The following is a 14,315-nucleotide window of genomic DNA, read 5'->3' on the forward strand; positions in this document are numbered from 1 at the left end:
GCATGCCTGTACCGAACGTCACGCCCCGCCCGGGAGTCGGTGCCCGCCTGGCCGCGCTGATCCGGCTCCGCACCGTGTCCGCCTGGCACGCGGAGCCGGACCGGGCCGACGTCGCCGAGGCCTTCGCGGCGTTCCCCGACCTCCTGGAACGCCTCTACCCGCTCCTGCACCGCCGCCTGGAGCGAGAGCTGGTGGACGGCACCGGACTGCTGTTTCGGTGGCGGGGTGCCAGCCCCCTGGACCCGCTGGTCCTCATGGCCCACGGGGACGTGGTCCCCGCGCCGGAAACCGAGGAGGAGTGGACCGCCGCCGGCTGGGGCGCAGACCCCTTCGCCGGCGCCGAGGAGACGGTCGCCGGGGCCCCTGCCGTCCGCGGCCGGGGCGCGCTGGATGACAAGGGCGCGCTGGTCGCCGTGGCCGAGGCGGTGGAGAACCTCCTGGCCGCCGGTCACGCACCGGCGCATGACATCTGGCTCGTGTTCGGCGGTGACGAGGAGGTCGGCGGACGCAACGCCGCAGCCACCTCGGACCTGCTCAGGGAACGCCTGCAGGCCCACGGCACCGAACCCTGGCTTGTGCTGGATGAGGGTGGCGCCGTGGTCCCCGCCCCGCTGTCCTTCGTGGAGGCCACCTGCGCCATGATCGGCCTGGCGGAGAAGGGCCAGGCCCAGCTGCGCCTCACGGCCACCGGCGCAGGCGGGCACGCCTCCCACCCGCCGTCCGGCACGCCCATACCCCGGCTGGCGCGGGCCCTGCGCCGTGTGGAGCGGCGGCCCTTCCCGGCCCGGATGAACGGCACGACGGCGGCCATGCTCGCCGCCCTGGGTCCACTCGCCTCGAGTGCCGCGAGACGCGTCCTGCCCTGGGTCACCCGGTCCCGGACGGTGGCGGCCCGAGCGCTGGGCGCGATGGGCGGTGAAGCCGCGGCGATGGTGCGGACCACCGTGGCACAGACGCGGTTGGCGGCCGGTTCCGCCGACAATGTGCTGCCGTCCACGGCCAGCGCCGTCCTGGACTGCCGGATCGACCCCGGGCACACCGTTCAGGAGGTCGTCGCGGAGATCACGCGTCGTGTGGCGGACCCGAACCTGGACATCGAGCTGGTCCACGGGCAGGACCCCTCGCCGGAGTCTCCGGCGGACGGTGACCGGTTCGCCACGCTGAGCGCAGCCCTCGGGGCCTCCTGGCCAGGCGTGGTCCCGGTGCCGTACCTGCTGATGGCCGCCACGGACTCCCGCCACTTCCACGCCTGGTGCCGCCACGTCTACCGCTTCGCGCCGCTGCGCATGGACCAGGTCCAGCGGGCCTCGATCCACGGGGAGAACGAGTGGGTCTCGGTCCAGTCCCTGGAACGCGGGGAACGTTTCCACCGGGAACTCATCCTGTCCCGGGGCAGCCGGGCATGAGCACCACCGGGAACCGATTCCGGGGGCGTGGGGCCCTGCTCTTCGGCGGCCTCGGCTCCATCGTCGGTTTCCTCGCCTTCGTGGAGTTCACCTCGGGGGTGCTGCAGGGCTACTATGCGCCGCTGCTGACGGACATCGCCCGGCACCTCGGCGTGAACGACGCGGACGTGAATTGGCTGGAGGGGTCCCAGCTCATGCTCTCCGCACTCGTGGTCCCGGCCCTGTCCAAGCTCGGCGATCAGGTGGGCCATCGCCGGGTGCTGGTCTGGTCCACCATGGTGACGCTGGCCGCCTCGATCGCCCTGGTGGTCGCCCCGGTCTTCTGGGTCTTCCTGGTGGCCTGGGCACTGCAGGGGTTCTACGTGGTGTGGCTTCCACTGGAGATCGCGCTGGTCTACCTGCGCAGCGCGGACCGCCCGGACTCGGCCGTGGTGACCCGACGTGCGGCCGCCCTGCTGGTGGGCGCCCTGGAGACGGGGGCCATCGCCGGCGCCCTGGCCGCGGGGGCTCTCGTGGGCACCATGGACATCCGGGCGGTCCTGGCCATTCCGGCCATCGTGGTGGGACTGTGCCTGGTGGCCATCGTCCTCGGGGTGCAGGAGACACCCGGAGCCTCCGCTGCGAACTTCCGTATCCGGGAGTTCGATCTGTCCGGCCTGGCCTGGGTGACCTCGTCCCTGGTGCTGATCATGGGGGCCCTGTTCGTGCTCCGGGGCACCGGCGTCTCCCCCGGGCACGGTGGATTCTGGCTCGCCGTGGTGATGCTCCTGGCCGGTGCGGCGGCCCTGTTCCGCTTCGTGGCGGTGGAGCGCGCCCATCCGGACCCACTCATCGACGTGCGGATGTTCACCGACCCCGCCCTGTGGCCGGTCTTCGCCACGGCGGGCCTGTTCGGCGTGTCCGTGCTGGGGGCGCAGGCGCCGCTGTCCACCTTCGCCAGGACGGACCCGGAGGTCTACGGCTATGGGCTGGGTGCCACGGGGTTCCAGACCTCACTGATCATCGGCGTCTACCTCATCTCGATGGTCGCCGGCGCCCTGCTGCTGCCGTTGGTCTCCCGGTGGGCGACACCCCGGCTGGCCCTGCTGTTCTCCAGCCTCGCGGTGGCTGTGGGCTTCGCCCTGTTCCTGCCGTTCCACGAGTCCATCGGCCAGGCCATCACCAACATGGTGGTGGTCGGCCTCGGGTCCGGTGCCCTGGTGGCTTCACTGCCCGCCGCCGCGGCGGCGGCTGCCCCGCGAGAGCAGACGGGGGTGGCCACCGGACTGACCAACTCGGTCAAGACCGTGGGCGGCGCAGTGGCCTCCTGCATCTTCGGGCTGGCCCTGGCCACCACGGCCTTCGCCAGCGCACCGGAGCCGGCGACCTCCGGGTTGGCCACCGGAGGCACGGCCGGTTCGTTCTCCGGGTACCTCACGGTGTGGATCCTCTGCTCGGCGACGGCCGTGATCTCTGCCGTGGTACTGCTGTTCGTGCCGAAGAGGGCCTTCGCCTGACGTGGGTCCCGGTGGCCGACTACCGGGCCCTGGACCCTAGAGGGCGGCGAGGACCGTCAGCAGCCCCTCGGCGTCCGGGCTCGGCGCGGTTCCCGCCAGTTCCAGTCCGGTGGCCTGGGCGGCCCGGGCCGTGGGCCGTCCGATGGCCAGGAATCGCGTGTCCTTCGCCAGGGCGGTGCCGCCACGGCGGGCCAGTTCCCGCACCGCGCTGGGGCTCGTCAGCACCACGTCGGTTCCCGCCAGGTCCTCGATCGTCACCACCGGGCGGCCCGGTTCCCCGCCCACGGCCCACGTGATCGGCTCGCCACCGTCATCGGGCTCGTGGGGACCGGCCAGCAGTCGCCGTCCGGGCTCTGCCGGGTAGGGCACGGTCCGGTAGGCGTCCAGACGCTCGACGTCCCAGCCACGCGCTGCCAGTCCGTCCGCGACCTCCTCCGTGGCGAGTGCGGACTGCGGGAGCAGCAGTGTCCGGGACGAGGCATCCCCGGGGGCCGGGAACTGCTCCAGGATCCCGGCGGCGGAGGCATCGGCCTCGGGCATCCACGGCCGGTCCGCGAAACCCGCGGCGGCCAGGACCCGGGCGGTTCCCGGGCCGGTGACGGCGATGCGGGTGCACCCGGGGACCCGACCGTTCCAGCCGAGGGCCACGAGGGCTCGTACCGTGTTGGGGCTGGTGAGAACCAGCCAGGCCACGCGGGCCTCGGAGGGGCACGCACCGTTCAGGAGGGCCACCGTCTCCCGCAGCGGTCCGGAGTCCTCGGGCAGCTCGAAATCCGTCAGGGGCAGGTAGGCGATCCGATACCCGGCCGCGGCGAGCCCGGCCTCCACGGCGCCAGCCTGCGCCGGCTGCCGGGTCATCACCACGGTGTGCGGCGCCACGGGAGTCATCGCTGCGTACTGAGGGAGCCGGGGCTCAGGTGTCGGGAAACAGGTCGGCACCGCCGGCCAGCAGTGCCTCGGCCACTCGGATGCCCAGGTCCCGGGCCAGGTCCAGAGTCTCGGCGTCGGCCGTTCCGTCCTCGAGCCGGACCCGCACTGCCGGCAGGTCCACACCGGCGTGTTCGCGCAGCAGGCGGCCACCGTCCAGGGAGGCCACCACGGCATCCAGGACCAGGCGGCCACCGCCCGTCGCCAGCTCAGACCCGGGCTCCTGCCCGCGCTCCACCCGGGCCAGGGCGCCGATCGGGGCGGCGCAGCCGGCTTCGAGGCGCTCGAGCAGGGACCGCTCAGCGGTGACCTGCAGCCGGGTCACCGCATCGTCATAGTCGGCCAGCGCCGCCGCCAGGGTGTCCCCTGCCGCGGCCGTCTCCGGGCGGCACTCCACCGCGAGCGCACCCTGACCGGGGGCGGGCATCATCACGGTGGGAGCGAGGCGTTCGGTGATGGCCCAGTCATAGCCGATGCGGTCCAGACCGGCGCAGGCCAGGACCACGGCGTCCAGGTCACCGCGCGGGGACCCGACGGCGGCGGGGGCGTGGTCATCATGCTGTTCCAGCCCCGGGACACGGGCCAGCCGGGTCTGCACGTTCCCCCGGATGTCCACGATGTCCAGGTCCGGGCGGACGGCCTTGAGCTGGGCCACGCGGCGCGGGGACCCGGTGCCCACCCGGGCGCCGGCCGGCAGCTCCGAGAGCCGCAGTCCGTCGCGGGCGCACAGCGCGTCCCGCACGTCCACCCGGGCCGGCACGGAGACGATCTCCAGCCCGGCGGGCTGCGCCGAGGGAAGATCCTTGAGCGAGTGCACGGCCAGGTCCACGCGGGAGTCCATCACGGCGGCGCGCAGGGCGGAGGCGAACACACCCGTGCCTCCGAGGGAGGCCAGCGAGCCGGTGGTCACGTCCCCTTCGGTGCGGATGACCTCCAGCACCGGTTGCAGTCCCGAGGCCGCGGACAGGGCCTCTGCGGCTCCGGTGGTCTGGGTGCGGGCCAGGTGGGAACCGCGGGTGCCTACGGTGAAGTTCTCTCTCATCGGGTGGGGACACCCACCTCCGCGTCGAAGGCCGCCACCGTCGGACGGACGCTGCCGTCCCGCATCACCTTGACGCAGCAGTTCGGGGCGCAGACGTCATTCCAGGCACCGAAGCAGCCCACCGACTCCCGGCCCGTGCGGCGGCCCAGACGTTCCTCCACGAGGTCCACCAGTCCGGTGATGAAGGCGGGGTGGGTGCCTGGGGTCGGGGTGCGGCGGAAGGCCAGTCCACGGTCCTGCGCCGTCTGCCTCGCCTCGGTGTCCAGGTCCCAGACCACCTCCATGTGGTCTGACACGAAGCCCAGGGGGACCACCACCACGCCCGCGAGCGCGCCGTCGCTGGCACCGTCCGTGCCCTGCCCGCCGGCCGGTGCGGCAGCGAGCTCCTCGATGGCGTCATTGATGTCCGGCTCGAGCCACGGCACGTGCGGGGCACCGGAGCGGGACTGGTAGACCAACGACCAGTCCGCGCCGGCGGCCTCGGGGACGAGCTTCAGGACCTGCTCGGCCACGTCGAGGTGCTGGGCCGAGTAGACGTCCGCGCCGTTGCCCTCTCCGGGGGCCAGACCGGTCTGCTCCTGCAGCTCGGTGGACAGGGGGCGGGGGCCGGCGGCCGCGGCGTCCGAGGTCGGGATGGAGTGGGTGGCGAAGAGGATGTGCAGGCGCCCCTCGGGCTTCCCTGCCTCCGCCAATTCGGCGCGGATCTCGGCCAGCCCGCTGCGCAGACCTTCGGCGAAGGGCTCCACGAAGCCGGGGTGGTTGAAGTACTGCCGGACCTTGTCCACCTCGAGCCGGCCCTCCAGCCCGGTGGAACGCAGGGCCATGCCCAGGTCCTCGCGGTACTGACGGCAGGAGGAATAGCAGGAGTAGGCCGAGGTGGCCACGGTCAGCAGCCTGCGGTGCCCGTCGGCGTGGATCCGCTCGAGCGTCTCGGGGATGTACGGGGCCCAGTTGCGGTTTCCCCAGTAGAGCGGGATCTCGAGGCCCCGGGCCGCCAGCTCAGCCTCCAGCGCGGCCATCAGTGCGCGGTTCTGGGCGTTGATGGGACTGACGCCACCGTTGGCGCGGTAGTGGGTGGCCACCTCCTCGAGACGCTCGTCCGGGATGCCGCGGCCGGCGGTGACGTTGCGCAGGAACGGGATCACGTCGTCCTGGCCCTCGGGCCCGCCGAAGGAGGCCAGCAGCAGTGCGTCATACTCCTTCGGGGCCATGGTCCCCTCCTCGTCGACGCCCGCCAGCGGGTCGAAGGACGGTGCCGGACCAGAGGCGTCCGGGGTGGGCGTGCTCATCAGGCCAGCACCTCCGCGATCTCGGCGGTGGCGATGTAGCGCCCGGTGTAGAAGGGGACCTCTTCTCGCACGTGCAGGCGCGTCTCGTTGTTGCGCAGGTGACGCATCATGTCCACCAGGTTGTTCAGCTCCGGGGCCTCGAGGCCGAGCAGCCACTCCCAGTCGTTCAGCGCGAAGGCACTGGTGGTGTTGGCCCAGACCATGGGGAACTCGCGTCCGAGCATGCCGTGCTCCTTGAGCATGCGGCCGCGCTCGGCGGGCTCCAGCAGGTACCAGTCATAGGAGCGGACGAAGGGATAGAAGCACAGCCACTTCAGCGGCTTGCGGCCCATGGCGAACGCCGGGACGTGATCCTTGGCGAACTCGGCCATCCGGTCCGAGCCCATGGCCGAGAGGACCATCGTGGTGCCGGCCAGCAGCTCACTGCGGCGCAGCCGGCGGATGGCGGCCTGCAGGTCCTCGGCCACGTGGCCGTACATCCACACCATGATGTCCGCGTCCGCGCGCATGCCGGAGACGTCATAGGTCCCCCGCACGGTCACCCCCTGCTCGGCCAGTGAGGCCACGAGGGCGTCGAACTGCTCCACGGCACGCTGACGCTCGGTCTCGGTGTGCGCCCCGTGACCGTTGCCACCGTTGCGCGCGAAGACGGTGTAGGTGGTGAACCACTCGACCGCCTTGGTCTCTCCCGCCTCCCCCGTACCGTGTGCTCCGGTGGTGCCGGCGTCTGCGGCCTGATTCTCGGTCATCGTCACAACTCCTGTGGTGTCACGTCCATGGGTGCCCACCGCCGGTTTCTACAAGCGGTAGAACGAGCGGTCCCAGCCTACCCCTCCTGGGCGTCCGGCGTCCCGCCGATCCTGCGGCGCACGTCCGCCACGATGGCAGCCAGCCCGGTTCCGGACACCCAGGCTCCCACCGCGTCCAGGCCGGGTTCGTCCTCCAGCCAGGCCCGCGCGGCACCCACCCTGGCCCGGTGCGCCGGGGTGGCCGCCGGCAGGGCTGACCTCCAGCGGACCACAGAGGCATCGAGCAGCCCGTCAGCCAGCTCGGACCGATCCACGCCGGTCAGCGCCGCGGCGTCCTCCACGGCCATCCTCAGCAGGTCCGCGTCCGGCGTACGGAAGCCTGGCGCAGTGGAGTCCGGGGCGTCACTCACGCGCCCGTAGGACAGCCGGAGCGCGTGACGGCTGCCCCCGGAGCCGGCGCCGAGCGCGCGGGGCACCCAGTCCCATTTGGCGCTGATGTGGGTCAGGGCCTTGGCCCCCACCACCTCACCCGGCACGGACGGGGACACCAGCAGCCCCGTGCCCCGCGGGTTCCCGTCCAACCCCGGGGCCTCGGCCACGAGGGTCACGAGCGCGACGCCGGCGCCCTCCGGCGGCCGGTCCGTTGCGGCCAGGGCGTCCCGGGACACCGGGGCCAGCAGGTCCCAGGCCCGGGGGCCGTCCGTGGCCACCACCACGCGCTCCGCAGTCACGGTCTGCGCTGCCGACCCGGCCAGCGTCACGGTCCAGCCACGGGTGGCCGCGCCCCGACCCGGCACTCCTCGTTCCAGGGACACTGCGCGGGTGTTCGTGAGCGTCCTGACCCCCAGCCGTCCAAGCTCCTCGGCCAGTGCGGCCGTCAGGGTGTTCATGCCGCCGTGCAGGGAGGCCACGGCGGCCCCCGGTGGCGCCACCCCCCGGCGGGCGGCCACCGCGCGGGACAACGACCCGTGCTCCACCAGGGCCTCCAACAGTCCGGGGGCCACCGTGCGCAGGTCCACGGTGTCCGGATCGGCCGAGTGCACCCCGGCGACCACCGGGGCCACAAGCCGCTCGAGCACGCCGTCCCCCATCCGGTCCCGCACCAGCTCGCCCACGGTGACCGGACCGGCGCCGTGCAGGATCCGTTGCCAGCGCTCCACGGAGCGCGCCGAGTCCAGGTCCTGCCGGGCCCGGGCCAGGGCCGCCGGCCCCAGCGCCTCGGCGACCTCGGGCGCCTCCAGGTCCCCGGGGATCCCCACCAGCCCCAATCGGGGCGAGGGCACGGCCCGGTGCGGAATGCCGGGCTCCGCCGGCGGCAGGTACAGCCAGGATCCCGCTGGATTCGGCTCGACGACGGCCGGGCCGAGACCCAGCTCATCGATCAGTTCTCGGACGGCCGGGATACGGACGGCGAACGACTCGGCGCCGGCGTCCAGCGTGACGGACTCCCCCGCCGGCAGCCCGAGGTGCCGAGGCGCAACGCATCCGCCGAGGCTGTCGGTGGCCTCCACCAGGGTGGTGCGGTGGCCGGCCCGGGCCAGCTCCCACGCCGCGAGCAGACCGGAGATCCCGCCGCCGACCACCACGGCCGGACCCACGGCGCGATCCGCTCCAGATCTGACCGCCGGGGCCTCGGTTGCGGTCACGGCCGGAGGGAGTGGATCAGCTCGACCACCCGGGTCAGCACCTCGGGATCTGTGCCCGGCGGGACGCCGTGACCGAGGTTCACCACATGCCCGGGTGCCACGCGACCGGACTCGACGACCTCGCGCACATGGGCCTCCAGCACCGCCCATGGGGCGTCCAACAGGGCCGGGTCGATGTTCCCCTGCAACGGCACGGCGCCGCGCCCATCAGGTCCCGGTGAGGCACCCAGCCGGCGGTGTGCCTCACCGAGCGGCAGCCGGTAGTCCACGCCCATGACGGCCGCGCCGGCGTCGCGCATGGCCGGCAGGATCTCCGAGGTGCCGGTGCCGAAGTGCACGAGCGGCACGGACTGTCCGTCCGCGCCCACGAGGTCACTGACGTGGGCCAGGGCCCGGGCCGAGTGCGGCTGGACGAACCGCTCGTAGTCGGCCAGGGACAGCGAGCCGGCCCAGGAGTCGAAGAGCTGTCCGGCCGAGGCACCGGCCTCCAGCTGGGCCCGCAGGAACCTCCCGGCGGTGTCCGCCGCCCACGTGGCCAGCGCATCCCACGTCTCGGGATCCGCATGCATCATGGTGCGCGGACCCAGGTGGTCCCGGGAGGGCCCGCCCTCCACCATGTACGCGGCCACGGTGAACGGCGCTCCCGCGAACCCGATGAGCGGGGTGCTGCCCAGCTCGGCCACGGTCAGCCGCACGGCCTCGTGGATCGGCTCGAGGGACTCGTCCGAGAGCTCGGGCAGGGCCGCCACGTCCTCCGCGGTGCGTACCGCCGTGCCGAGCACGGGGCCGGTGCCCGGCACGATGTCCACGTCCACGCCGGCCAGCCGCAGCGGGACCACGATGTCCGAGAAGAAGATGGCCGCGTCCACGTCATGGCGGCGCACCGGCTGCAGGGTGATCTCCGAGGCCAGCTCCGGTTTCAGGCAGGACTCCAGCATGCCGATGCCCTCGCGCACCCTCCGGTATTCCGGCAGGGAGCGGCCGGCCTGACGCATGAACCACACGGGTGTCCGGGACGGGATGCCGCCGCGATAGGCCGTGATGAGCGGGGAGGCGGCAGTCGACCACGCCGGGTCGGTGGTGGCCAGGGGGTGATCGGCAGGCAACGGCGTGCCGGACGGGGAACCGGTCTGTGAGACGTTCAGGGGGTCGGACATGTCCGCCATTCTCCCATCGCCCGGGGCTCACGGGGCACCGTGTGTCCGAGAACTCAGGGTCACCTTCTTAGACCCGGACGCCGGCAGGGACTAGAATCGAGCGCATTGTGGCTCTGTTTTCCCTGGTTGCCTCGCACACCGACCTTGACCTCGACACGGTGGCGCAGCTGAGCAACGGCACCGGCGAGGTCGCCTCCACCATCCCTGAATCGACCGTGGACGGCGCCGTGGTGCTGGCCACCTGCAACCGGGTGGAGATCTATGCCGAGGCCCCGGACGAGGCGTCCGTGGAGCAGGCCCGCGCCGAGTTGCTGCAAGCCGTGTCCCGCGGTTCCGGCCTGACGGAGTCCATCGTGGAGTCCTCCTTCCAGCTACTGGCCGGCGACTCCGCTGTCCGGCACCTCTTCGAGGTCGGCTCCGGCCTGCAGTCCGCCGTGGTCGGTGAACGGGAGATCGCGGGTCAGGTCCGCCGCGCCCTGGGCACGGCCCAGGAGTCCGGGACCGCCACCGGTTCCCTCGTCAAGCTCTTCGAGTCCGCGACCCGCACGGCCAAGGACATCGGCACGCACACGGCGCTCGGCGCCGCCGGCCGGTCCATCGTGTCCGTGGCCCTGGACCTGGCCACCGACCTGCACGCGGGGACCACCGCCCGCCAGGCCCGGGACTTCTGGGACCGGGCCAACGTCCTGATCATCGGCACCGGCTCCTACGCCGGCACCACCCTGGCGCAGCTGGCGGACCGCGGCGCCACCAACGTGGGCGTCCACTCCGCCTCCGGACGGGCGGAGGCCTTCGTCGCGGACCGCGGCGGCTGGGCCCTGGCCTTGGGCGGGGAGAAGATCCACGGTGCCATCGCGGAGGCGGACGTGCTCATCGGCTGCTCCGGCGGTGACCGCCGCCTGGAGGCGGAGACGCTGCGGCGGCTGCGGGAGGGCGCACAGGGCCGGCTCACCGTCCTGGACCTGGCCCTCAGCCACGACTTCGATCCCGAGATCGCCGACCTGCCCGGCGTGGACCTGATCACCCTGGAGTCCGTGAAGATGGCCGCCCCGGAGGGGCAGCAGACCGCCCTCGTGGAGGCCTCCCGCCTCGTGGACGGAGCCGTGACCGGCTACCTCACCGAACGCCGGTCCCGCACCGCCAACGAGGCCATCGTGGCCCTGCGCCGGCACACTCAGCAGGTCCTCGAATCGGAGATGGAACGGGTCCGGTCCAGGCATGGCTGCACCGCGGCCGCGGAGGAGGTTGAATTCGCGCTGCGCCGCATGGTCCGCCAGATGCTGCACGAGCCCACGGTGCGGGCCAAGGAGATGGCGGCCCAGGGCCGGCTCGAGGAGTACGAGAACGCCCTGGACATACTCTTCGGCCTGGAGGTCTCCGTCCCCTCGCCGTCGGCTGTCCCCGAGGGGTGCCCGGCCGACGTCGAGCCCGGCACTCCGGCGAGCTCCGCACGCATCGCCTGAACAACCACCGGCGGGCACCTACCGGTCTGCAACTACCGGCCCACTTCTACCGGCCGGTAGAGTGACCTGCACCGTCTGCACCTGACGGGTCATTCCAGAAAGGGATCACCGTGAGCTCCTCTCCCGTGCGCCCGTCCCGTCTCCCCCGCGACGAGCGCCGCAAGCAGCTGCTGGACGCTGCCCTCCATGTCTTCGTGGAGCACGGGTTCCACGCAACCTCGATGGATGACATCGCCGTGGCGGCCTCCGTGTCCAAGCCGGTGCTGTACCAGCACTTCCCCGGCAAGCACGAGCTCTTCCTGGACCTGATGGACACCCAGATCAACCTGCTGGAATCCTCCGTCAGCGCGGCCCTGGAGTCCACCACGGACAACAGGGACCGTGTGCTGGCCACCGTCCGGGCCTACTTCCAGTTCGTGGACAGCCCGGACCGCGCCTACCGCCTCCTCTTCGACTCGGGGCTCAACAACGATCCCACCGTCGCGGCGAGGATGGAGGGCCTGGACCACCGTTTCGCCACGGGCATCGCCGCCATCATCTCCGCCGACACCACGCTCGCCCCCGCGGAGTCCCTGTTGCTGGGCCACGGCCTGGCCGGACTCATGAGGGCGTCCGCCCGGCACTGGGCGGGACAGGCCGGGGAGCCCTCACGCCCCGATCTGGAGACCGCCGCCGACCTGGCCTCCCGCCTCGCGTGGCGTGGCATCAGCCGCTTCCCCAAGGAGCGCTGAACCGCCCCCGCCGGCGTTACGCCCGTGGCCGAAGTCCCCGCGAGATTCCCGCGCCGGCCGATGAATCCAATAGTCTGCTTCCAGGACGAGTGGATCCGGTCCCGGCGGCCAGAGGCCCGTTCGGGCGGCCGGATCCCCGATCAGTCACAGAACCTGAAGGAGTCAGCATGGAAATCCGCATTGGTGTCCAGAACGTAGCCCGCGAAGTCGTCATCGAGTCGGATGCCAGCAACGAGGACGTGGCCCGACTCGTCTCAGATGCCCTGGCCGACGGTGGCCCGCTGCGCCTGAAGGACTCCAAGGGCCGTCTGGTCCTGGTGCCCGCGAACATCATCGGCTACGTGGAGATCGGCACCGAGACCCCGCGCCCGGTGGGCTTCGTGCCCACCCCCGGCTCCTGAGGTCTCTTCCCCTCAGGCCTCTCGGACCACCTCCCCTGCAGGCGACCTCCACGTCACGGTGGGGGCAGAGATCGCTGGTCATCCCTGCCCCCACCCCCCACACACCACCGATTCAGTCGCCGGATCGGCAACGCCCCCTGGGGTGACCGACCGGTAGGGTGAGTCCGTGGCCCAACTGCACCTGGATCTCGCCCGCTCCGCCGCCCAGACCGAATTGGCGGCGCACCTGGCGGACCTGCGTCACGAGTTCTCCCTTCCCGCCGATTTCCCGCCCGAGGTCCTGGCCGAGGCCGAGGGCGCCGCTGCGGACCTGATGGGCCGCCTGCCGAAGCGCGATCGCACGGACCTGCCGCTGCTCACCATCGACCCGCCGGGCTCCACCGATCTGGATCAGGCGGTCCACATCCAGCGGGGCCCCGAGGACGCGGACGGCACCGCGGCCACTCCGGCCGACCACGAGCCTCGCACCAGTGCTGAGGTGGCGTTCACCGTCCACTACGCCATCGCGGACGTCCCCGCGTTCATCACGGCCGGCGGCGCCCTGGATGCCGAGACCCTGCGCCGCGGCCAGACCATCTACCTGCCGGACGGACGGATCCCGCTGCATCCCGAGGTGATCAGCGAGGACACCGGGTCCCTGTTGCCCGGGGTGGACCGCGGCGCCTACCTGTGGACGTTCCAACTGGATGCGAGCGGGGCCGTGGTGTCCGCCCGCCTGGAACGCGCGCGAGTGCGCAGCCGCGCGCAGCTCACCTATGAACAGGCGCAGCAGCGGATCGACGAAGGCGGGAGCGAAAGCGGCACGTCGGTGCTGCTCCGCGAGGTCGGCCAGCTCAGGGCCGGCCAGGAGATTCGCCGCGGCGGCGCCAGCCTGCGTCTTCCGGACCAGGAGATCGCCGCCACGGACCACGGCTACGAGGTCCTCAACGCTCCCCCGCTGGACGTGGAGGACTGGAACGCGCAGATCTCGCTGATGACGGGGATCGCTGCGGCGGAGATCATGCTCCGCGGGAGGATCGGGATCCTCCGCACCATGCCGCCGGCGGACGTGGACTCCGAGGCCAGGTTCCGGGCGCGCACCCGCGCGCTGGGCCACCCGTGGCCGGAGGACCAGGCCTACGGCGAGTACCTCCGGGGACTGGACACCGCCGACCCTCGGCAGCTGGCCATCATGCACGCGGCCACCTCCCTGTTCCGCGGGGCGGGCTACACGTCCTTCGATGGCGACACGCCCGAGGTGACCGTCCAGTCAGCGATCGCCGCGCCCTACGCCCACACCACCGCGCCGCTACGCCGTCTGGTGGACCGCTTCGTGCTGGTGACGTGCCTGGCCCTGACCCAGGGGCAGCCCGTCCCCGCGGGGATCCGCGCCCTGCTGCCGGCCCTGCCGGAGGCCATGCGGGAGTCCGGACTGGTGGCGTCCCGTGCCGCGAACGCCGCCCTGGAGCTGGTTGAGGCCGCCTCACTCTGCGGGCTGGAGGGCCGCGAGTTCTCCGCCGTGGTGATCTCTGCCCCCAGCCCCGAACAGGCTGAGAAGGCCCGCGCCGAGGGTCGGCTGCCCTGGGGCGAGGTCCAGGTCGAGCAACCACCCGTGCTCGCCCGCTACGAGGGCTTCGCCGAGGCCGGCAGCCAGATCCGGGTGGAACTCGTCACGGCGGACCTGGCCACCCGCACCGTGCTGTTCCGGGTGGTGGGGCAGCAATCGCCGCGCGAACCGGTAGAGTAGGACGTATCAAGGATGACCGATCGCACTGTTCAACTGCGTTCACCCTCGTGATTCGACTACCCGGACCCGGCAGCAGCCCCTTGGGCCAGACCGGATCCACAGGCCCCTCGCTCTCGCGATGACGGCCTTGCACCTCCCGCGATCGGCTCCACCATGGACGCATGGCGTCCGGACGGTCCGCGCCACCCCGAAGCTGGAACCGCCAGCGGGGCCAGACGCCGGAGTGCACTGAGACCAGTGCCATCGCGCCGGACCCGTGCCTGAATGACGGGACCGAAACCC

At 72.4% G+C, this 14,315-nt stretch carries 12 protein-coding genes; 6 read left to right on the forward strand and 6 right to left on the reverse strand.

Features of this window, described 5'->3' with window-relative positions:
- The first annotated feature begins 2 nt into the window (after positions 1-2).
- The gene (locus IMT31_RS03390) at positions 3-1,406 is read left to right on the forward strand and encodes a M20/M25/M40 family metallo-hydrolase (RefSeq protein ID WP_413543757.1); all 1,404 of its coding nucleotides are present in this window, start codon (positions 3-5) and stop codon (positions 1,404-1,406) included.
- The gene (locus tag IMT31_RS03395) at positions 1,403-2,902 is read left to right on the forward strand and encodes an MFS transporter (RefSeq protein ID WP_413543758.1); all 1,500 of its coding nucleotides are present in this window, start codon (positions 1,403-1,405) and stop codon (positions 2,900-2,902) included. The genes IMT31_RS03390 and IMT31_RS03395 overlap by 4 nt, the downstream gene beginning before the upstream one ends.
- Positions 2,903-2,938: 36 nt before the next feature.
- Here IMT31_RS03395 and IMT31_RS03400 read toward each other — a convergent pair whose 3' ends face one another.
- The 6 genes from IMT31_RS03400 to hemE form a co-directional block, all read right to left on the reverse strand.
- A complete protein-coding gene (locus tag IMT31_RS03400; RefSeq protein WP_413543759.1) occupies positions 2,939-3,790 on the reverse strand; it encodes a uroporphyrinogen-III synthase in 852 nt (283 codons plus the stop codon).
- 25 nt (positions 3,791-3,815) lie between these two features.
- The gene (gene hemC / locus IMT31_RS03405; RefSeq protein WP_413543760.1) at positions 3,816-4,871 is read right to left on the reverse strand and encodes a hydroxymethylbilane synthase; all 1,056 of its coding nucleotides are present in this window, start codon (positions 4,869-4,871) and stop codon (positions 3,816-3,818) included.
- Entirely contained in the window at positions 4,868-6,160 is a 1,293-nt protein-coding gene (locus IMT31_RS03410) for a ferrochelatase (protein WP_378109414.1), read from the reverse strand. The genes hemC and IMT31_RS03410 overlap by 4 nt, the downstream gene beginning before the upstream one ends.
- Entirely contained in the window at positions 6,160-6,909 is a 750-nt protein-coding gene (hemQ, locus tag IMT31_RS03415; protein WP_345355432.1) for a hydrogen peroxide-dependent heme synthase, read from the reverse strand. Before hemQ ends, IMT31_RS03410 begins: the two co-directional genes overlap by 1 nt.
- A 77-nt stretch (positions 6,910-6,986) precedes the next feature.
- A complete protein-coding gene (locus IMT31_RS03420; RefSeq protein WP_413543761.1) occupies positions 6,987-8,555 on the reverse strand; it encodes a protoporphyrinogen/coproporphyrinogen oxidase in 1,569 nt (522 codons plus the stop codon).
- Entirely contained in the window at positions 8,552-9,712 is a 1,161-nt protein-coding gene (gene hemE, locus IMT31_RS03425) for a uroporphyrinogen decarboxylase (protein WP_413543762.1), read from the reverse strand. The genes IMT31_RS03420 and hemE overlap by 4 nt, the downstream gene beginning before the upstream one ends.
- Before the next feature lie 107 nt (positions 9,713-9,819).
- Between hemE and IMT31_RS03430 the strand changes: the two genes are divergently transcribed.
- The 4 genes from IMT31_RS03430 to IMT31_RS03445 all read left to right on the forward strand — a co-directional run bounded on the left by IMT31_RS03430 (position 9,820) and on the right by IMT31_RS03445 (position 14,033).
- Positions 9,820-11,175 (forward strand): glutamyl-tRNA reductase, encoded by a 1,356-nt coding sequence (locus tag IMT31_RS03430; protein ID WP_413543763.1) that lies wholly within the window; start codon positions 9,820-9,822, stop codon positions 11,173-11,175.
- Positions 11,176-11,285: 110 nt separating this feature from the next.
- Complete coding sequence (locus IMT31_RS03435; protein ID WP_345355421.1) at positions 11,286-11,906, forward strand: TetR/AcrR family transcriptional regulator; 621 nt, start codon at positions 11,286-11,288, stop codon at positions 11,904-11,906.
- 167 nt (positions 11,907-12,073) lie between these two features.
- The gene (locus IMT31_RS03440) at positions 12,074-12,307 is read left to right on the forward strand and encodes a DUF3107 domain-containing protein (protein WP_345355418.1); all 234 of its coding nucleotides are present in this window, start codon (positions 12,074-12,076) and stop codon (positions 12,305-12,307) included.
- Between the two features lie 166 nt (positions 12,308-12,473).
- A complete protein-coding gene (locus tag IMT31_RS03445) occupies positions 12,474-14,033 on the forward strand; it encodes an RNB domain-containing ribonuclease (RefSeq protein WP_413543764.1) in 1,560 nt (519 codons plus the stop codon).
- Positions 14,034-14,315 lie beyond the last annotated feature (282 nt).

This window comes from Citricoccus nitrophenolicus, from assembly GCF_047305825.1.
In the GTDB taxonomy this organism is placed as follows: Bacteria; Actinomycetota; Actinomycetes; order Actinomycetales; family Micrococcaceae; genus Citricoccus; species Citricoccus nitrophenolicus.